The organism is Veillonella sp. oral taxon 158 (assembly GCF_018376515.1).
Classification (GTDB): Bacteria; Bacillota; Negativicutes; order Veillonellales; family Veillonellaceae; genus Veillonella; species Veillonella rogosae.
On sequence record NZ_JAHABE010000010.1, the window covers coordinates 25,980 to 46,523 of the forward strand.

The 20,544-nt window shown below is 40.5% G+C and carries 16 protein-coding genes; all 16 read right to left on the reverse strand.

Annotated elements, in window-relative coordinates:
- Positions 1–19 precede the first annotated feature (19 nt).
- Positions 20–1,666: a methylmalonyl-CoA mutase family protein gene (locus KH364_RS07155; RefSeq protein ID WP_105081966.1), complete on the reverse strand. Its 1,647-nt coding sequence runs from the start codon at positions 1,664–1,666 to the stop codon at positions 20–22.
- Between the two features lie 29 nt (positions 1,667–1,695).
- Entirely contained in the window at positions 1,696–3,201 is a 1,506-nt protein-coding gene (locus KH364_RS07160; protein WP_105081967.1) for an acetyl-CoA hydrolase/transferase family protein, read from the reverse strand.
- A gap of 519 nt (positions 3,202–3,720) precedes the next feature.
- Positions 3,721–4,962, reverse strand: a complete 1,242-nt coding sequence (locus tag KH364_RS07165) for an O-antigen ligase family protein (protein ID WP_273299106.1) — start codon at positions 4,960–4,962, stop codon at positions 3,721–3,723.
- Between the two features lie 9 nt (positions 4,963–4,971).
- Positions 4,972–6,279 (reverse strand): folylpolyglutamate synthase/dihydrofolate synthase family protein, encoded by a 1,308-nt coding sequence (locus KH364_RS07170; RefSeq protein ID WP_273299107.1) that lies wholly within the window; start codon positions 6,277–6,279, stop codon positions 4,972–4,974.
- 12 nt (positions 6,280–6,291) lie between these two features.
- On the reverse strand, positions 6,292–8,949 hold the full coding sequence (locus tag KH364_RS07175) for a valine--tRNA ligase (RefSeq protein ID WP_273299108.1): 2,658 nt from the start codon (positions 8,947–8,949) through the stop codon (positions 6,292–6,294).
- Positions 8,950–8,970: 21 nt separating this feature from the next.
- Positions 8,971–9,861, reverse strand: a complete 891-nt coding sequence (gene tatC, locus KH364_RS07180) for a twin-arginine translocase subunit TatC (protein WP_273299109.1) — start codon at positions 9,859–9,861, stop codon at positions 8,971–8,973.
- A 1-nt stretch (position 9,862) separates the two neighbouring features.
- Positions 9,863–10,834: a polyprenyl synthetase family protein gene (locus tag KH364_RS07185; protein ID WP_273299110.1), complete on the reverse strand. Its 972-nt coding sequence runs from the start codon at positions 10,832–10,834 to the stop codon at positions 9,863–9,865.
- On the reverse strand, positions 10,831–11,529 hold the full coding sequence (gene yihA, locus KH364_RS07190) for a ribosome biogenesis GTP-binding protein YihA/YsxC (RefSeq protein WP_105081973.1): 699 nt from the start codon (positions 11,527–11,529) through the stop codon (positions 10,831–10,833). Before yihA ends, KH364_RS07185 begins: the two co-directional genes overlap by 4 nt.
- The gene (gene lon / locus KH364_RS07195) at positions 11,529–13,838 is read right to left on the reverse strand and encodes an endopeptidase La (protein WP_105081974.1); all 2,310 of its coding nucleotides are present in this window, start codon (positions 13,836–13,838) and stop codon (positions 11,529–11,531) included. Before lon ends, yihA begins: the two co-directional genes overlap by 1 nt.
- A 65-nt stretch (positions 13,839–13,903) precedes the next feature.
- Positions 13,904–15,157 carry an ATP-dependent protease ATP-binding subunit ClpX gene (gene clpX, locus KH364_RS07200; protein WP_009351310.1) on the reverse strand — a complete coding sequence of 418 codons (1,254 nt, stop codon included), beginning with the start codon at positions 15,155–15,157 and terminating at the stop codon, positions 13,904–13,906.
- 12 nt (positions 15,158–15,169) lie between these two features.
- Positions 15,170–15,763 carry an ATP-dependent Clp endopeptidase proteolytic subunit ClpP gene (gene clpP / locus KH364_RS07205; protein WP_273299111.1) on the reverse strand — a complete coding sequence of 198 codons (594 nt, stop codon included), beginning with the start codon at positions 15,761–15,763 and terminating at the stop codon, positions 15,170–15,172.
- 36 nt (positions 15,764–15,799) lie between these two features.
- Positions 15,800–17,104, reverse strand: coding sequence for a trigger factor (gene tig / locus KH364_RS07210; protein WP_273299112.1), 1,305 nt, complete (start codon positions 17,102–17,104; stop codon positions 15,800–15,802).
- A gap of 163 nt (positions 17,105–17,267) precedes the next feature.
- On the reverse strand, positions 17,268–17,723 hold the full coding sequence (locus KH364_RS07215) for a CBS domain-containing protein (RefSeq protein ID WP_054746850.1): 456 nt from the start codon (positions 17,721–17,723) through the stop codon (positions 17,268–17,270).
- Positions 17,724–17,900: 177 nt separating this feature from the next.
- Positions 17,901–18,380 carry a 23S rRNA (pseudouridine(1915)-N(3))-methyltransferase RlmH gene (gene rlmH, locus KH364_RS07220; RefSeq protein ID WP_273299113.1) on the reverse strand — a complete coding sequence of 160 codons (480 nt, stop codon included), beginning with the start codon at positions 18,378–18,380 and terminating at the stop codon, positions 17,901–17,903.
- Positions 18,381–18,383: 3 nt separating this feature from the next.
- Positions 18,384–19,190 carry an MBL fold metallo-hydrolase gene (locus KH364_RS07225; protein ID WP_273299114.1) on the reverse strand — a complete coding sequence of 269 codons (807 nt, stop codon included), beginning with the start codon at positions 19,188–19,190 and terminating at the stop codon, positions 18,384–18,386.
- A gap of 109 nt (positions 19,191–19,299) precedes the next feature.
- Entirely contained in the window at positions 19,300–20,487 is a 1,188-nt protein-coding gene (locus KH364_RS07230) for a RuBisCO large subunit C-terminal-like domain-containing protein (protein WP_273299115.1), read from the reverse strand.
- Positions 20,488–20,544: the final 57 nt, after the last annotated feature.

A 20,544-nucleotide genomic window follows, 5' to 3' on the forward strand; every position in this document is an offset into this window, starting at 1 on the left:
CCTCCGAAATTAGCCGATATTATAATGTGGAATGAGCTTCGTATTCACCGAATACTTCGCGCAATACATTACAAATTTCACCCAATGTAGCATATGTTTTAACTGCATCAAGAATTAATGGCATCAAGTTAACATTTTCGTCAGCTGCGCCAACTTTAAGAGCTGCTAATGCTGTGTCAACTGCTGCTTGATCGCGGTTAGCGCGAACTGCTTGAGTTTTCTTGGATTGGTTAACACCTACGGAAGCGTCTACGCGAAGCAAGTCTTTTGGAGCTTCTTCTTCAACTTGGAATTTGTTTACGCCAACGATTGTGCGCAAGCCAGATTCAACTTCCATTTGCCATTTGTAAGCGGATTCTTGAATTTCTTTTTGGATGTAGCCTTTTTCGATTGCTACTACAGCGCCGCCCATTTCATCAATTTTCTTGATGTAAGACATAGCTTCGTCATAGATAGCGTTAGTCATAGCTTCTACATAGTAGGAACCGCCCAATGGGTCAACTACGTCAGCTAAACCAGATTCGTAAGCCACGATTTGTTGAGTACGAAGAGCTACTTGTACAGATGCTTCTGTAGGAAGAGCCAAAGCTTCGTCACGAGAGTTTGTATGTAAGGATTGAGTACCGCCCATTACAGCAGCTGCAGTTTGAAGAGCAACACGAACGATGTTGTTGTCAACTTGTTGTGCAGTCAACATGGAACCAGCTGTTTGAGTATGTACACGAAGCATCATGGATTTTGGTTTTTTAGCACCAAAACGTTCTTTCATGATAGTTGCCCATAAGCGACGAGATGCGCGGAATTTAGCAACTTCTTCAAGTACGTTGTTATGAGCATTCCAGAAGAAGGAAAGACGACCAGCGAAGGAGTCAACGTCAAGACCAGCTTTCAAAGCTGCTTCTACGTACGCGATACCATCTGCAATTGTGAATGCGATTTCTTGCGCTGCTGTGGAACCTGCTTCACGGATGTGGTAACCAGAGATAGAAATTGTATTCCATTTTGGAACGTATTGAGAACAATATTCGAAGATATTAGTGATCAAACGCATGGAAGGTTTTGGAGGGAAAATGTAAGTACCGCGAGCTGCATACTCTTTCAAAATATCATTTTGAATTGTACCCATCAATTCAGTAGAAGGTACACCTTGTTTTTCAGCTACTGCGATATACATTGCCAACAAAACAGACGCTGGAGCGTTGATTGTCATGGATGTGGATACTTTGCCAAGGTCGATGCCGTCGAACAAGATTTCCATATCTTTCAAGGAGTCGATCGCAACACCTACTTTACCAACTTCGCCTTCAGCTACAACATCATCAGAGTCATAACCAATTTGTGTAGGCAAGTCGAATGCACAGGAAAGACCAGTTGCACCGGACTCGATTAGGTAGCGGTAACGTTTGTTGGATTCTTCAGCAGTTGCGAAACCTGCGTACATACGCATTGTCCAGAAACGGCCACGGTACATAGTAGGTTGTACACCACGAGTATAAGGGAATTCGCCAGGCATCCCCAAATCGCGTTCATAGTCGAAACCTTCAATATCAACTGGTGTATACACACGGTTGTATTTCAAGTTTTGACGTTCTGGAGTTTTTGCACTTCTTTCGTCACAAAGTTTGTTATACTCAGCAATTTGGGCTTTTAAGTTTTCGTAAGCCATGTTTTCATCATCCTCCTAAAAAAACAGGTTTATTTTTTCATGCTTCCAGTTTCTGTGAAGCGTTTATGCCAAGAAAGAGCTTCATCAAGCAACATAGGTGTATGGGCATTCTTAGTTGCTTCTAATGCTTTTTCTAGGTATTCAGTTAACATTGGTTTGTAGTCTGGGTGAGCACATTTTTCAATGATCAAACGAGCTCTTTCCACTGGGCTCAAACCACGGCAGTCAGCCACACCTTGTTCTGTACAGAAAATCATAGTGTCATGTTCTGTATGATCTACGTGAGATACATAAGGAACGATGGAACTGATGTCGCCGTTTTTAGCAACGGAGTTAGTACAGAAGATTGTGAGGTATGCGCTACGAGCGAAGTCGCCGGAGCCGCCAACACCGTTCATCATTTTGCTACCCATAATATGAGTAGAGTTTACGTTGCCAAAAATATCAAATTCAATTGCAGTATTCATGGCAATAACGCCAAGGCGTCTTGCGATACCAGGGTTGTTGGAAATTTCTTGAGGGCGAAGAATAATTTTTTTACGGTATTCATCGATATTGTCATAGAAACGTTTCAACCCTTCTGGGGAAGGACTCAATGCAGTACCGGAACATACAGTTACTTTATCTGCATCGATAAGGTCAAACATACCATCTTGAATAACTTCAGTGAAGATAGACAAGTTAGTGAATGGACCTTTAGCAAGACCACTGATTACAGCGTTTGCTACGGAACCTACACCAGATTGCAATGGAAGTAAGTTTTCTGGCAAGCGACCACCTTTGATTTCTTCTTGGAAGAAATCAATTAAGTGTTGGCTCATTGCTTTCGCATCATCATCGATAGGAGCTAGAGGTCTAGTTGTATCAGGGATGTCGCAAGGAACGATAGCCACAATTTTTTCAGGGTCGCAAGGAATTGCATCAGTACCAATGCGATCACCAGGTGTTTCCAATGGAATTGGTTTACGGTATGGTGGATCGAGAGGCTCGTAGATATCATGCATACCTACCAAGGAAAGTGGTTGGGATACGTTTACTTCTACGATAACTTTTTTTGCTTGGCTCACAAATGTTGGGGAGTTACCAACAGATGTTGTAGGAACAATAGACCCATCTTCGTTGATTTGAGCAGCTTCGATAATCGCTACATCTAAATCGCCAAAGAAGCCATAGCGAACGTTTTGTGCCATCAAGCTTAAATGCATGTCGATATAATTTATTTTACCGCCATTTAAAGCTTTACGAGTGTCATTGTTAGTTTGATATGGGAAACGACGATGGATACCGTTAACGCGAGTTAACGCACCGTCAGCTTCATCACCTACAGAAGCACCTGTCCACAAATCGATTTTGAATGGTTCTTTTTCCATTCTTTCTGCCAATGCCAATGGCACAGCTTTTACATAACCGGATGGAGTAAAGCCGGAAATACCAACTTTATCGTTAGGGTTAATCAAAAGAGCTGCTTCAGAAGCAGTGACAATTTTACCTTGGAGGGCCGCACTTTTTACGCGGTCTTTGATGTCTATCACCATTACCATCTCCTTTAAGAGTAACATTGTATAAACGACAGTTTGATCTCTTGGTCGTTCCTTAAACCGACTTCATCGTAGTCCAGAACCAATGTATTGTCAACTTATATGACTAAAATGTATTTTTTATACACTTCACCAGTGCATTATGACTAAAACGCATAGATTTTCATATTTTCACATAAGTTTTATTCACATCGTTATAACTCACAGGAATTATCGATTTAGTAGTATATATTGATGTTTTTCGGTTAAATCGAACTATCTCTATACAATATATAGAACCTTTTCAATATAAAAACAACATCTTATACACAAGAAATGAACCACACACCTCCCTATAAAAATACAATGATATGCAAAAAACCGGCTTTCAAATGCTAACAATAATGTTCAATTATGTCTAACATTAGAAAACCGGTTAATAATACTTATACTTTACCCTACCATGGTATGTATTAATTATACCATATTATGAAATTATATAGCTACTATAAAATACGCTAATTATACATAATATACCTATTTTATATGGTCACTCGCTGAAAGTTGTACTTTCACAAAGGCTCCAACCCAGCCTAGCAATTGCCAAAATACAATGGTCACTTGATGGCTATAGAGCTCAAAGTCAGATAAACCACTAACGAGAACAGCCACCGCTAAGGCGCCTACGCCTATTTGTGCTGCTTGTCGGAATAGATCCCCTTTTAATCGTATAGATGTAATTACATGACCTACGATAACTGCAAGGAATGATAACAAACCGGGGATACCGATTTCGGCTAAAATGTTCAAATATAAATTGTGCGCATGATACATTAAAACATTTGGGCCTTGAATATAGTAGTTATACTCAGGGTAGACTAAGTAGAATGTATTCCAGCCAATACCAAAGATAGGATTTTCTCGTATGATATATGTCGTGCTATCCCACAATGCCCAACGAAGATCCGCTGACGTATCGTGACCTTGGAATATAGACCAAAGTCGTGACGCAATTTCACCTTCATAGAAGTACAAAATGACCGGTACTGCTAACAAGGATAGGAATAGGCGCCGTTCTACAAAGATAGCCCAATAGAGAATCATAGCGGCAAAGCTAATCCAAATACCACGAGAATAGGTTAAAAGCATCGTTAAGAATAAAACGATACCTATGATGAGCATCGTCACCACGTCACGGTTGCGATTTTCTTTCATATAAACGAGAATATAACTAATGCATACGCTTAACACCATCAACAAATAAGCTCCTAACAAGTTAGGATTTTGTAATGTTGATGCCATGCGGCGCATCAATTTTGGAAATTGTGCAGCATCTACCCATTCTTTTATATGTATATTCGGAACAAATAGATACTGATAGGCCCCAATAACACAGACAAGAACTGCGGTGCCTAAAAAAGCACGAAGAAAATAGTTCCATTGTTTAGGCGTTTGAATATAGGTACGCACTAAGTAGTACATCCCCCCACCTGCTACAATTTGATAGAACCAACTTTGAATAGACCAATCCCAGTTCTGTGACATAATCGATGATAACCCAGTCCAGACAACAAAGATCATAACAGTCCAAGATAGATATCCTGTAGGTAAGCTCAAAGACTTACTAGATATTAAATCATATAGCGCCAGTCCTATAGCCAACCAAAGGAGTACATCCCCTACCATCGGTTGCAACGGCATAGCCACTACAACACCGTAAATTAGCCGTTCAATATAAAAGGTCAGTCGCTTCTGATTAGGAATAAGTGAGAGTTCCATAATCTCACCTTAGTGACTCATCTCATGGTTAAACCACTGACGAGCATCCCCTAGAATATATAACGAACCGCATACGGCAATAATATCACCAGTCTTAGTATGCTTATAGGCCAATGCTAAAGCCTCCTCAACAGAGTCAGCAGTTTGAGCCGTCGCCTTTGGTACAGTGCGTCGAATGACCTCAACCAAGGCTTCAGGTACTTCCGTTCTATCTGTTGGAGCCGGTACAACGAGTACTGTATCTCCTGCTTTAACAACCTCACGAATGATAGCCTCTTGGTTCTTATCTTTAAGAATAGCCATAACAATTGTTTTTGGAGTATCTTTAAACAATTCAGCATAAGTCATACCGAAAGATTCAGCCCCTGCCGCATTATGGGCACCATCAAAGATAAAGGTGCGATCTAGACCGCGTTTAACTTCGAAACGACCAGCCCACGTAGTGCGAGCAAAACCTTCGCGCATTGTTTCTTCACTGATACTCTTATCGTCTTGCATCAATAGGCGCACAGCCATTAACGCACAAGCGAGGTTTACAGATTGGTGAATACCTGCCATCGTCGTAAAGAGCATAGCAGGCGCTGCATCATTAGTACTGACCGTAATCATTTGACCGCCCGTTACAGCACTTCGACTATCGATGCCAAAATCTTTATTGAAAGCATACAGCTTAGCATTCTTTTCTTTGGCTACGTCCTCAATAATACTGAGAGGCGTACCTTGTGCAGCTGTTACGACAGGTACTTTAGATTTAATGATACCCGCCTTATGACGTGCAATTTCCTCAACAGTATCACCACAGTACGCTTGATGATCCATAGATACATTAGTAATAACAGATACTTTAGGAGTAACGATATTAGTAGAGTCTAGCAATCCACCTAAACCAACTTCTACTACCGCATAATCTACGCCTTGTTCTTTAAAGAACAAGAATGCGGCTGCCGTCAACATTTCAAATTGCGTCGGTGCTTCTACTCCATTACTGATGATAGTATCTACTGCTGCTTTTACACGATTGATTAATTCACCGAAGGCTTCCTCTGTAATATTTCCATCATTGATTTGAATTCGCTCCGTATAGGATTGAAGGTGAGGCGATGTAAATCGCCCCACCCGTAATCCACTTGTAAACAGTGCGTAGGAAATATATGAGGTAACCGAGCCCTTACCATTCGTACCTGTTACATGAACAATTTTATAGTCCTCTTGCGGATTCCCAAGGGCTTCCATAAGAGCTGTAATTCGTTCAAGGCCAGGCTTAATACCGAATGAGGATGCCTGTTCTAAATAGGCTAAGGCCTCTTGATATGTCATATAAACCTCCTATTATAAGGTTTCAAGGAACGCTTCACGCTCCAATAACGCTTGTTGTTTTTGTTTATATTCTTCTAACTTTTCTTTTTCTTTCGCTACTACAGCTTCAGGCGCTTTTGCAAGGAAGCCTTGGTTGGACAATTTACCTTCCAAACGAGAAATTTCTTTTTCCATTTGAATTTTTTCCTTCGCGATACGCTCTTTTTCTTTCTCTCCGTCGATTAAGTCTTTAAGCAAGAGATATACTTCCATACCATTTACAACTGTTACGGTCGCATTTTCTGGCTTAGCATCGTTGGCACCGAGGATTGTTACCTTCTCAGCCCATGCTAATGTTACGAAGTAATCACTATGGTCTGCTACAGTTTGAGCTAATGCTGCATCTGTAGGCGCCACGATAACCTCTGCTTTTTTACCTAACGGCACGTTCATTTCAGCACGCATGTTACGAATGCCTTTAATAGCATCCATCATCACTTCCATTTGACGAGCTGCGCCGTCAAGATTGTCGAAGCTCAATGCTTCTGGCCATTTAGTAACTACGATGCTATCCCCTTCATGAGGCAAATGTTGCCAAATATGTTCTGTTACGAACGGCATGAACGGATGTAACAATTCAAGCATTTGACGTAAGATGGTTACGAGCAAGTATTGAACTGTGCGACGATCGCGTTCGTTGCTTTCACTATACAAACGAGGTTTCGCCAACTCAATATACCAGTCACAGTACGTATTCCAAATGAAGTCATATACGGAACTTGCCGCTTCACCTAATTCAAATTTATCGAGGTTAGATGTTACGCTTTGTACTGTGTCATTATATTTTTGAATAATCCATTGATCAGCTAATGTTAAATCAGCTGCAGTTGGAACGAAGCTTTCATCATAATTCGTAAGATTCATCAATACGAATTTAGAAGCATTCCAAATCTTGTTAGCAAAGTTACGGTTCGCTTCCACACGCTCCATGTAGAAACGCATATCATTACCAGGTGTATTGCCTGTTACAAGAGTGAAACGCAATGCATCGGCACCAAATTGGTCAATAACATCGAGTGGATTAATACCATTGCCTAAGGATTTACTCATCTTACGACCTTGGCTATCGCGAACAAGACCGTGGATGAATACGTGTTTGAACGGAATTTCATCTTCGAACTCAAGAGCCATGAAGATCATACGAGCTACCCAGAAGAAGATAATATCGTAACCAGTTACGAGAACACTTGTTGGGTACCATTGTTTAAGCTCTGGAGTTTGGTCAGGCCAGCCCATCGTAGCAAATGGCCACAAGCCAGAGCTGAACCATGTATCAAGAACGTCCGGATCTTGTGTTACATGACCATGACAATGAGGACATTCCGTAATGTCTTCACGACTTACAATAGTTTCACCGCAGTCATCACAGTACCATGCAGGAATGCGATGGCCCCACCATAATTGACGAGAAATCGTCCAGTCGCGGATATTTTCAAGCCAGTTTACATATGTTTTAGTGAAGCGTTCAGGCACAAACTCTACTTCATGGTCTTTAACAACTTTAAGAGCTGGCTCTGCCAGCGGTTTCATATCTACGAACCATTGTTTAGATACCATTGGTTCGATAATTGTATTACAACGGGAGCAATGACCTACCGCATGGTCATGGTCATCGATTTTTTCAAGCAAGCCTAACTCTTGAAGTTCAGCTACTACTTGTTTACGCGCTTGTTCACGAGGTAAGCCATTAAACTTACCAGCCCCTTCATTCATTGTCGCATCATTGTTCATAACAACGATAGATTCTAAATCGTGGCGTTGGCCCATTTCAAAGTCGTTAGGGTCATGAGCAGGCGTAATTTTTACACAACCTGTACCGAAACTTGCATCTACATAATCATCGGCAATTACAGGAATTTCACGGTTAACAAATGGCAATACCAAAGTTTTACCGATAAGGTCTTTATAACGATCATCTTCAGGATTTACCGCTACTGCCACATCACCAAACATGGTTTCTGGACGTGTGGTCGCCACTACCACGAAGCGATTATCCTCACCTTTTACAGGATATTTAATATGCCATAAATGGCCATGTTCATCTTCATGTTCAACTTCTACATCAGATAAAGCCGTCGCGCAACGAGGGCACCAGTTGATAATGCGCTCACCGCGATAGATCAAACCTTTTTCATAAAGCTTTACGAATACTTCACGCACTGCATGATAGTAACCATCATCCAATGTAAAGCGTTCTCGAGTCCAGTCACAAGATGCGCCAAGGCTACGGATTTGTTTAACGATAGTATCACCGTATTCTTTTTTCCATTCCCATACGCGTTCTACAAACTTCTCACGACCTAAATCATAGCGAGATTTGCCTTCTTCTTTAGCCAGCATCTCTTCTACTTTGATTTGAGTAGCAATACCAGCGTGGTCAGTACCAGGCATCCACAATACATTGTAACCTTGCATGCGTTTAAAACGGATGAGGATATCTTGCAACGTATTATCTAGCGCATGGCCCATGTGAAGCATACCAGTTACATTAGGAGGCGGCAAGACGATACTAAATGGCTCTTTATTAGTGTCTACTTCTTCGTGAAAGTATCCTTGATTTTCCCAATAAGAATACCATTTCCCTTCTATTTCACCGGGGTTATAAGTGGTTAAATTTTCGTAGGTTTTCATCGTTCCTCCTAAAAATACTCCTTAGCGCTTCATAATCTTAGCCAATACAAACAGGCTCGTTTCATATAGCAATATCATAGGTAATGCAATCATCGTTTGAGAGAACATATCCGGTGTTGGTGAAATGACAGCACCTATGATAAAGGATATAAGAATAAATATCTTTCGTTTCGTTTTTAAAAAACGTGATGTTATTAAGTTGAAATATCCCAAGATAATCAAAATCAACGGCAATTCAAAGATAAATCCAAAAGGCAGTACAAAGGACAACACAAAATCCATATACTGACCAATGGAAAACAGCGGTTGTAATTCGTCTGTAGCAAAGCCCATGAAGAACTTCACGGCCGCCGGCAATACAAGAAAATAAGAAAATACAATACCAATTCCGAATAAACCAATCGCTACCGGTAAAATCCAGTTGGACAACTGTTTTTCTCGCACAGTTAGGGCAGGCTTAACAAAGAGCCAAATCTGATGCAGTATAATAGGCGCTGCTATAATGAGTCCCCCTACTATAGATACTTTCATATATGTAAAGAAAGCTTCAGTAGGTTTCATATAATAGAGCTTGCCCGCAGGCTTGAGGAGTATTTCTAATAATACGTCTACATAATAGTAAGAAACACAGGTCCCCACAATAATGGCCACCGCCATCAGAATAAGCCGTTTTCTCAATTCAGATAGATGGCCTACAAGGGATAGCTCCCGAGCTTCATCCATCATTTTCTGTTCCATTTCAGTATAAAGAGGTTCATTCTCTGGTTCCTCAGGAACTTGTAAGTTTGCCACCTTATACCGTTCTTGCTCTGCTTTTTGCTCTGCTTCACGCCGTTTTTGACGAACTACACTATCAAAAGAAGGTTTTTGTATGGGATATTCGAAATCAGGTTTTGGTTCGAACGGCTCCATATTATACCTTTCTATCAGCTAGATTTTCTACAGCCATCACAAGGAATTCCTTCCCTGGGAAATCACGTATAGCTTCAAGAGCAGCCAAAGCATCTTTACAATATTTATCAGCTACTGCTAATGTATTGTCGATACCGCCTTGAGCGATAACGTAATCGATAATATCTTGCTCATTACCGCCATTATTCAAGGCTTTAATATCTGCAAGCAATCTATCTTTATTGTCATCATTTACGATACTTAATAAAGGATAGGTCAATAAACCTTCACGTAGGTCATTCCCTACAGGTTTACCTGTAGTTTCAGTCGTTTCACGATAGTCCATGATATCATCTGTAATTTGGAATGCCATACCTAAAGCGTGACCGTATTTTTTCAACTCAACAATTTCAGACTCACTCCAGCCCCCTAAGAGACCACCAAGCTCCATGCAACCTTCCATGAAGTCCGCTGTTTTCTTTTGAGTCTTAGTCATATAACGCTCAATCCCTTGATCGATACGATATACGTCTTCCATCTGCATGAACTCGCCTTCAACGAGACATGAAATGATATGAGAGAAAATTTGTAAATACTTCATATCGGGCATTTCAGATACGATTTGGAATGCTTTGGCAAACAAATAATCCCCACTAAGAATGGCGACTTTATTGCCTTTGTGCATATGAATTGTATCTTCACCGCGACGAATCTCAGCTTGATCTAATACATCATCGTGAATCAGTGTTGCTAAATGAAGCATTTCTACGGCTTCTGCAATTCTAATGCGCTGACGTTCTACAGATGTGCCTGCATTGGCAATCAGTAGACATAATTGAGCGCGTAAACGCTTGCCACCAGCCGCTGATAATGGTCGAATCAGTGCATTAAAGTCTTCTGCACCGGTATTAAAAGATGATGCAAGAGATTCTTCAACGCCCTCTAAATCTAGAGCAATGCGTTCCATAATCTCTAACTCATTGGTTTGACTCATGCTTCATCTCCTACTAGAACTGTATTGATGCGTTGTTGTAAAAGCTCACGACCTGTATGTTTTAAGGAGCTATATAAAATAGGCGGTGTATCCGTTGGATACATTTCCTTAATTTTAGCCAAGTTCGCAGACTTTTCTTTAGCCGTTAGCTTGTCAGCTTTAGTAACTACAATTTGTAGTGGCACACCAGCCTCAACAAGCCAGTCATAGGCCACCTTATCAATAGGCATCTCTGGATGACGCCCATCGATAAGTAAGCACAACAACATCAATCGTTCAGAATGTAAAATATAATCGGCAATAAAGGAAGACCACAAATTGCGGTTTCCTTTATTTGTCTTTGCAAAACCATACCCAGGAAGGTCTACGAGGAACCAATTGTATCTGCGTTCCTCTGTTTCAGAAATATCCTCTTTTGACTCAATGTCAAAATAGTTTATCGTCTTTGTCTTACCTGGCTGGCCACTAACGAGGGCTAACCCACGATAATTACACAACGAGTTAATCAACGAAGATTTGCCCACATTAGAGCGTCCTAGGAAAGCGATTTCCACAGTATCCCCTTCAGGATATTGATCCGCCTTCACACAGGAGGTATTATATTTTGCTGCTATAATACGAGGCCCCTTCGGTTCTTTTCGCGTATATTGTGGTTTTGGCCCCATTTGTTTAGTGGATTTTTTCTTTTTTTGCATTACACAAGTGCCTTTGCTAATACTTCATCCATTGTCTTAACTGGCGTAATAATGAGTCCTTCTTTTACAATGTCAGGTAATTCTGCAATATCCTTTTCATTACCTTTTGGAATCAATACCTCTTTAATGCCATGAGACAAGGCTGCTAATAATTTCTCTTTTAAACCGCCTATTGGCAATACGCGGCCACGCAATGTAATTTCACCAGTCATGGCAATATCAGAACGAACCTTTCGGTTTGTCAAAATAGATACCATAGCCAATGTCATTGTAATACCTGCAGAAGGACCATCTTTAGGCGTTGCCCCTTCTGGCAAGTGAACGTGAATATCGAGTTTCTTATAGAAATCTTCTTCAATTTTTAATGCTTTTGCATTGTGGCGAATGTAACTCATAGCTGCTTGGCCAGATTCTTGCATAACCTTGCCGAGGCTGCCAGTTAATGCCAATTTACCCGTACCATTCATAGTCGTAGCTTCACAAGGTAACACTACGCCACCAACAGATGTCCAAGCTAAGCCATTTACATAGCCAACTTGCGGTTTCTTTTCCCGTTCTTGATCAACGAAAATCGGAGCCCCTAAGAACTCATGAAGATTCTTAGTCGTTACTTTTGGTGCATCGCCACCTTCTTCAACTACTTTGAAAGCGATTTTACGGCAAATCTTAGCAATTGTTTTTTCTAAGGTACGAACACCTGCTTCGCGAGTATATTCAGAAATTACTTTTCTCAACACAGCATCAGATAATTTAACCTTGTAGTCTTCAAGGCCATTTTTCTTAATTTGCTTAGGAGTTAAGTAACGCTTAGCGATTTCTAGTTTCTCTTCTTCCATATAACTGGACAATTCAATGATTTCCATACGGTCTAACAATGGACCAGGAATATTGGATGCTACGTTAGCTGTAGTAATCCAGAATACTTCAGAGAAGTCGAACGGCACCTCGATGAAGTGATCGCTAAATGTACTATTTTGTTCAGGATCCAACACCTCTAACAACGCAGAGGATGGATCACCTTTATAGTCAGATGCGAGTTTATCAATTTCATCCAGTAAGAATACAGGGTTCTTAGTACCTACATTCTTAAGACCTTGAATCATGCGACCAGGCAATGCACCAATATACGTACGACGATGACCTCTGATTTCAGCTTCATCGCGGACACCACCCAAGGATGCACGGATAAACTTACGATTCATCGATTTAGCAATAGATGTGGCCAGGGATGTTTTACCAACCCCTGGTGGGCCCACTAAGCAAAGGATAGAACCACTATTTTTACCAGTTAACTTACGAACAGCTAAGAATTCAAGGATACGTTTTTTTACCTTTTCAAGGCCATAATGGTCAGCATCAAGCATCGCATGAGCTTCCTTGATGTCTAAGCGGTCTTCAGTTAATTCATTCCACGGTAACGCCAATACCCAATCTAGGTAATTGCGCAAAATTGTTGCTTCTGGCATCAATTGTGGCATGCGGCTATAACGAGAAATTTCTTTATCAATACGCGTATGTACATCTTCACTTAAGTTAAGCGCTTTCAATTTGACGCGTAATTCTTCTGCTTCTTCCTCTGGATCACCTTTGTCACCCAACTCATCGTGGATAACGCGAATTTTTTCGCGCAAGAAATATTCTTTTTGTGCTTTTTCCATGGATTGACGCACTTGGTTATTAATGGAGTTTTCCAAATCAGAGATTTGTAGCTCCATATTTAAGATGCCTACAATCATATTTAGACGACGAGCTACAGATAATTCCTCTAGTAACTCTTGGCGTTTTAAATTATTGATCGGCAACAAGAATGCAACTTGATCAGCTAATTCACATGGATCGCGCAATTCCATAACGCGCGTTACCCCTTCATCTGTAACAGATTTAGCTTCTTCTGCCCATTCACCGAATTTAGACTGTACAAGACGACGGTAAGCTTCTAGCTCTACATCGTCTTCGAACTCAGAGGCTACGCGTTCGTAGTCCCCTACATAGTACGGATCCATACTTGTAATATTCATTACGCGAATACGTGTAATGCCCTCTACAAGAACACGTACAATACCACCTGGTAAGCGTAACATTTGCTTGATTTTTACTAATGTACCCATTTGGGCTAAATCATGAACGGTCGGTGCATCAACAGCATCATCCTTTTGGGTCACAACTGCTAAAATGCGATCCTCGTTCATCGCGGCCTCTACCGCTTTAATGGATTTGTCTCGACCGATATCGAGGTGAATCACGATATTTGGGTATACAACCATGCCTCTAAGAGGTACGGTAGGGATCCCAATTTCGAGTAAATTCATACTTCCTCCAGGTATTTATATTATGAAAAGAAACTCATTCCTACACAGAAATGAGTTTCTTCGAATTACGATTTCAACTGGATGTCTTGGTCTGCCTCATTTTTGAGTATAGGTTCACCTGTGCTCAGCACGGATTCACGATTCACGATGCACTTAGTTACTTCCGGCATGGAAGGAACTTCGAACATAACGCGTTTCATCACCTTTTCAATGATAGCACGCAAACCACGAGCACCTGTTTTTCGCTGTAATGCTTCATCAGCGATTTCTTCTAATGCATCTTCAGTGAAAGTTAACTCTACACCATCAAGGGATAGAATTTTTTCATATTGTTTTGTTAATGCATTTTTAGGCTTTGTCAAAATTTGGATTAATGCATCTCTGTCCAATTGGTCTAATGTTACCATCACAGGTAAACGACCAATGAACTCAGGAATCAAACCAAACTTCAATAAATCTTCAGGTACAACATCTTTTAAGATAGCCGATACATTACGTTCTTCTTTACGTTGCACGTCTGCACCAAAACCAAGGGTTTTCTTGGCGGTACGCTTAGTAATAACCCGGTCCATACCATCAAATGCACCACCACAAATAAAGAGAATATTTGTCGTGTCAATTTGAAGCATTTCTTGATTTGGATGCTTTCTACCACCTTGAGGTGGAACAGAAGCAACGGTACCTTCTAAGATTTTAAGCAATGCTTGTTGTACACCTTCACCAGACACGTCACGTGTGATGGAAGGATTCTCAGACTTACGAGCAATCTTATCAATTTCATCGATATAGATAATGCCGCGCTCAGCCCGAGCTATATCATAATCTGCAGCTTGGATAATTTTGAGTAAGATATTTTCTACGTCTTCCCCTACATAACCAGCCTCAGTTAAGCTTGTAGCATCTGCAATAGCAAATGGCACTTCTAGCATTTTCGCTAAGGTTTGAGCCAATAGTGTTTTACCACTACCAGTAGGACCAATGAACAATACATTAGCCTTTTGTAATTCTACATCATCTACTACATTATCTGTTTGTAAGCGTTTGTAGTGATTATATACAGCCACAGCTAAAGAGATTTTAGCATCATCTTGACCAATAACATATTCGTCAAGATGAGCCTTAATATCTCTCGGCGTTGGCAATTCTTTTAAGTTGAAGTCATCCGTTTCAACAGCACCCAACTCATCAGCAATGATACGTTCACATACTTCAACGCATTCATCACAAATATACACGTTAGGACCCGCCACTAATTTGCGGACTTCTTCGCTTGTGCGTCCACAAAAACTGCAGCGCATAGTGTCTTTATCTTTTGCCAAGGGGCGCCTCCATTACTTGCCTTCTACAGGTTCTCTAGTGAGCACCTCATCGATTAAGCCGTATTCAACGGCATCCTGAGCACTCATGAAGTTATCGCGATCTGTATCGCGAGCTACTACTTCAATATCTTGTCCACTGCGAGAAGCTAAGATACCATTTAATTCTTCACGCATGCGAAGAATCTCACGGGCATGGATTTCAATTTCAGATGCTTGCCCTTGTACACCACCTAATGGTTGGTGAATCATAACGCGTGCATGAGGTAACGCATAACGTTTGCCTTTAGTACCTGCTGTTAAAAGCACAGCACCCATGCTCGCCGCAGAGCCTACACAAATGGTAGACACATCTGGTTTGATATATTGCATCGTATCATAAATAGCCATACCGGCAGTTACAACACCGCCGGGGCTATTAATGTACAAATGGATATCCTTGTCAGGATCCTCTGCTTCTAGGAATAGCATTTGCGCAATAACCGCATTAGCCACATTATCATCGATAGGACCACCGAGGAAGATAATGCGATCCTTTAATAAGCGAGAGTAAATATCATAGGAACGCTCACCGCGTTCACTTTGTTCAACTACGATTGGTACATACATATATTCACCTTTTCATGTACCTAGTTGAGCAAACTATTATTCAGCTGCTTCAGCGCCTTTTGCATTATCAATAATGAATCGAGCTGCTTTTTTGCGAGCTACAGAGCCTGCCAACATAGCTACACGACCTTCTTTTGCAATAATATCCCAAACTTCTTTAGGATCTGCCCCAAAGTTTTGAGCCATAATGAAGATTTCACGATTCATGTCGTCAGGAGTTACGTCGATACCTTCAGCAGTTGCGATAGCATCTAATACTAAATCAGCGCGTACGTTTTCAGCTGCGGAGTCTTTGTATTCAGAACGTAAATCTTCGATAGTTTTGTTGGAGAATTTTAAGTAGTCATCAAGTTTCAAGCCACGACCTTCCATATTCATAGCCAATTCTTGAATCATTTGGTCTACACGATCTTCGATCATTACTTCTGGGATTTCAACAGTAGCGTTTTTAACAGCTGTTTGAATCAAGTCAGCATTGTAAGTATCGATTGCGCGACGGGAAGCTTCTTCTTCCATTTTAGCGCGAAGATCTTTTTTCAATTCTTCAATAGTTTCGTAAGAGCTTGCTTCTTTTGCGAACTCGTCGTTCAATTCAGGCAATTCTTTACGTTTAATGTCATGGATGTGAGTTTTGAATTCTGCTTCTTTACCAGCAAGTTCTGCTACGAAGTAGTCTTCAGGGAATGTTACTTTTACAGTTACATCATCGCCAGCTTTAGCACCGATCAATTGATCTTCAAAGCCAGGAATGAAGCTACCAGAACCGATTTGTAATGGGTAGGATTTACCTTCACCACCATCGAATGGTTTACCGTCAACGGAACCAGCGAAGTCGATTACTGCAAAGTCGTCTTTTTGAATTGTAGCGCCTTCTTCAGCAACAACCATTTTTGCTTGTTGTTCACGGATGTTGTTCAATTGTTCTTCGATTTGTTCATCAGTTACTGTAGCATCTTGTTTTTCAGCTTCTAAGCCTTTGTAATCGCCAAGTTTAACTTCAGGGCGTTTAGTTACAGTAGCTTTAAAGATTAAATCTTTACCTTCTTCGAATTGTTCGCGTTCGATTTCTGGTTCAGATACAGGAACGATATCATTTTCACGAAGAGCAGCAGTGTAGTTTTGGCTAGCCAATACTTCGAATGCTTCTTCCATGATAGCTTCTTTGCCGAAGTTCATTTCCAAAATACGGCGAGGTGCATGGCCTTTACGGAAGCCAGGAATGTTTACTTGACCTGCAATGCGTTTTACAGCTTGTTTAATGCCTTTGTCCACTTCAGCTGCAGGTACTTCAATAGTTAACGTTACTACGTGTTGATCAACAGGATTTACAGTTGCTTTCATTTAAAATATGTCCTCCTCGAAGGGCAATACGCCCAAATTTCTGTAGTATATTATGCACTCCTAATAATAACATAAATGCAAGGTCAATGCAATTCTTCTCAATTTACACTAAAAGACCACCCCAAAACGGGTGGTCTTTATACGTTTTACATAATTATGCTAATTAGTTATCTTTAGCGATCAATTTGATGATGTCCCGACGAGATAAGATACCGACTAAATGGTAATCTTTATCTACAACAGGAACATTTTTCAAATGTTGGTCTAACATAACAGATACAATTTCTTCTACCTCTTTATCTGGTGTAGTCGTAATTACTTCATCAGTCATCAACTCATGAACATGAGATGCCAACAATTTTTTGAACTTTGCATTGTATTCGCCAATGCCATTGTAATAGATACTAGCGCCTAAAACATTTACGTAATGAGGTACATGAGGGCGCACTTTTTTATAAAGTAAATCACCTTCAGAAATAATACCTAATAATTTATTATTGTCATCCACTACGGATACAGCAGTTAAATTGTACTTAACTAATAAATCAGCTACATCAGAAATTGGTGCATCTTTACCAACAGTAACAGGGTATTTATTCATTACTTCTTGAATTTTCATAGTGAATTCCTCCTCACCAAATATATATGGCCTTATTATACTATTCGACATAGCATAATAAAACTCCTTTTTTTGTGAACTGATTATATAAATAATTTATAAGTCTATCCCTAGTGTATAAGTTATAGTAACTATTATCCACTAAACGACTAGAATCAAATTAATATACTATTAAACTCACCAATGATATGGTTCATTTCGATTAATTTTTGACGCTCGATATATTTGCTCCACCAATAGTAATCGCACCATTTGGTGAGTAAAGGTCATAGGGCTAAAGGATAATTTATAATTTACAGACTGGCGCAATGCTTCACTAACACCAAAAGCTCCGCCAATGATAAAAGCCATATCGCTAACGCCATCAACCTCTAGCTTTGCTACAGTCTTAGCTAAATCTTCGGAAGACATCGTTTTACCGTACACATCAAGTAAAACCGTATAGGCATTTTTAGGAACTACTTTTAATAATCGTTCCCCCTCATCATCTACTACTTGCTTACGATCCGCATCACTTGGTTTATCTCCAATTTTACTTTCATTTAGTTCTGTAATCGTAATGCCCCCGTATGGTCGCATTCGTTTTACAAACTCCGCAACGCCATCACGCAAATAAGCATCTTTTAGCTTGCCAATACAAACTACATAAAATCTCATATTTTACCTCTTTACGGATTTCATAGATACAATTTCATTAGGTTGTCCATGTTGCAACTTCATTTCAGGTCCAATGCGAACACCACCATCAACAAGCATTTTTCCAATCGTTTGGGTAACAAGGACCGCGTTATTATTATTCTCAGAACGGTGGGCCAAAATAACTTGCATAAAGTCAGGTCGATTCATCATGAGCAACGCTTGTGCGGCCATCTCATTACTTAGATGTCCTTCATCACTAGCGACCCGTTGTTTCAAAAACGGTTGATATGGACCAAAGCGCAGCATATGAGGGTCATAGTTAGCTTCCAACACTAACAAGGTCGTATCATCCATGCGGCGCAAGATACTATCGGAAATCACACCTGTATCGGTAACAACAGTAGTCTTATCTTTTCCTGCAAATACATTGATTCCAATAGGGTCTGCCGCATCATGACTCACTGCAAAGGGTTCTACAATGAGATTCCCCAATGTTAAACTACCTTTCGTCAGTTCAATTAATTGGTTCTTTGGTACGATTAACTTATTTTGAATCTCACGCCACGTTCCTTGCTTTGTATACACAGGAATATCAAAACGTTTCAACAGTTGCTGTAGCCCAGCTATATGATCACTATGTTCATGACTGATAAATATCCCCTCTACCTGTGCCATATCGATATGCAATTCTTTTAACCCATTGACGATTCGTCGACAACTAATGCCTACATCGTGCAATATGACGGAGTTCCCTTTTTTTATTACTGTACAATTGCCCTTGCTACCACTAGCAATGACATGGACCTCCAACGGTGAGGATTCACTCATCAAAACACTCCATATACTTAATCATAATTCTTTACATATTCTTGTGAAAGTCAGTGACTTACTTATTCGATATAACTATTGTATTAAGTTATATAACCGTAAACTATCATTACTTGCTTTCAGATAAGTCAGACAAACGCTCTACAAAATAAGCCATATTAGATTCGATATCTGGACCTCTACGGAACATATCGCCTCCAACGAGGAACATTGTATCATTGCCATATAACTTAACTAGTTCATTAAGACGAGCATCGGTTACACCACCACCTGGAGCTGGGCAAGCCGCTTTCATCAATGCCATAGGTTGTTTAATATAATTCGAAATTCTCTTGCATTGCTCCTCTGTGAAAGTAAAACGTCCACCATAAGAAACAAAGATAGGCATATCGGCTCCAAAGATACGAGGTAACAAGCCTAGTTGTAGATAATCTGCCACACCAGACGTACCAGGGCTTACAAAGCCACCAGAGTAAGCTGGATGATGAATGATTGGTAGCCCCAGTTTCTCATCGGTAGCCAGTTTATGAAGCCACCCAAAACCTACAAGACCTGACGCCACCATGAGGGCCGTAGCACCAGCCTCTTTAGCAAAATAAGCACGCTCAATTACATCTGTACCATCGCCAGATACATTGGCTGCATATAAAGTATGTGTACCATGAGCAGCATTCATTTCCTGCACCATAGCAGCACATCGTTTTACTCGATCTTTATATTGAGAAAAAGACTGATTGGAGATGCCGTGGTCATCCTTAATCACATCTGCCCCACCGCGTGTATAAGCACCACACATACGAGCTAACTCTTCATTAGGTGTTCCCATAGGTTTTACAACAGCTTGAATCATAGGTCGTGCCTTTGTATGGACTAAGTCACGAATACCTTGCAAACCAAACTGAGGTCCGTTAAACACATCATAAAGAGTTTGACATAATTCTACATCTACCACCCAGATATGAGGTTGTAAGGACGAGTTTCCAAAGACAACATTCAAAAATTGTGTCGCTTCTAACGCTGTAGTATCTACAAGATACGAAATACGAGCTACATAGTAACGAGATACATCAATTACAGCATTTGGCATAATGCCAACATTGGCATATGCAGAACCTTGCACCATAGGCTCAAGAGATTCTAATCGACCAGTGATGGTCTCTTTAATATATAGGTCAGTAACAAACTCATAAGGGAATTCTATGGTCTGTTCTACTTGAACGGCCCAAGCAATGGCTTTTGCTTCTTCATATGAACTTGCTTCTATTCGATACGTAACTATAAATCGCTCGTCTTTCATAATGCTTCTCCTTTGCAATAATATTATTTAATTATATACCAAAGTAGTACACGATTC

What these genes read in the sequence shown, in the direction of transcription:
- yihA (WP_105081973.1), bottom strand. Translation starts at nt 11,529, where the DNA reads ATGCAAAAAAAGAAAAAATCCACTAAACAAATGGGGCCAAAACCACAA.
- clpP (WP_273299111.1), bottom strand. Translation starts at nt 15,763, where the DNA reads ATGTATGTACCAATCGTAGTTGAACAAAGTGAACGCGGTGAGCGTTCC.
- KH364_RS07185 (WP_273299110.1), bottom strand. Translation starts at nt 10,834, where the DNA reads ATGAGTCAAACCAATGAGTTAGAGATTATGGAACGCATTGCTCTAGAT.
- KH364_RS07160 (WP_105081967.1), bottom strand. Translation starts at nt 3,201, where the DNA reads ATGGTGATAGACATCAAAGACCGCGTAAAAAGTGCGGCCCTCCAAGGT.
- KH364_RS07230 (WP_273299115.1), bottom strand. Translation starts at nt 20,487, where the DNA reads ATGAAAGACGAGCGATTTATAGTTACGTATCGAATAGAAGCAAGTTCA.
- lon (WP_105081974.1), bottom strand. Translation starts at nt 13,838, where the DNA reads ATGAATTTACTCGAAATTGGGATCCCTACCGTACCTCTTAGAGGCATG.
- KH364_RS07165 (WP_273299106.1), bottom strand. Translation starts at nt 4,962, where the DNA reads ATGGAACTCTCACTTATTCCTAATCAGAAGCGACTGACCTTTTATATT.
- tig (WP_273299112.1), bottom strand. Translation starts at nt 17,104, where the DNA reads ATGAAAGCAACTGTAAATCCTGTTGATCAACACGTAGTAACGTTAACT.
- tatC (WP_273299109.1), bottom strand. Translation starts at nt 9,861, where the DNA reads ATGGAGCCGTTCGAACCAAAACCTGATTTCGAATATCCCATACAAAAA.
- KH364_RS07175 (WP_273299108.1), bottom strand. Translation starts at nt 8,949, where the DNA reads ATGAAAACCTACGAAAATTTAACCACTTATAACCCCGGTGAAATAGAA.
- KH364_RS07215 (WP_054746850.1), bottom strand. Translation starts at nt 17,723, where the DNA reads ATGAAAATTCAAGAAGTAATGAATAAATACCCTGTTACTGTTGGTAAA.
- KH364_RS07155 (WP_105081966.1), bottom strand. Translation starts at nt 1,666, where the DNA reads ATGGCTTACGAAAACTTAAAAGCCCAAATTGCTGAGTATAACAAACTT.
- KH364_RS07225 (WP_273299114.1), bottom strand. Translation starts at nt 19,190, where the DNA reads ATGAGTGAATCCTCACCGTTGGAGGTCCATGTCATTGCTAGTGGTAGC.
- KH364_RS07170 (WP_273299107.1), bottom strand. Translation starts at nt 6,279, where the DNA reads ATGACATATCAAGAGGCCTTAGCCTATTTAGAACAGGCATCCTCATTC.
- rlmH (WP_273299113.1), bottom strand. Translation starts at nt 18,380, where the DNA reads ATGAGATTTTATGTAGTTTGTATTGGCAAGCTAAAAGATGCTTATTTG.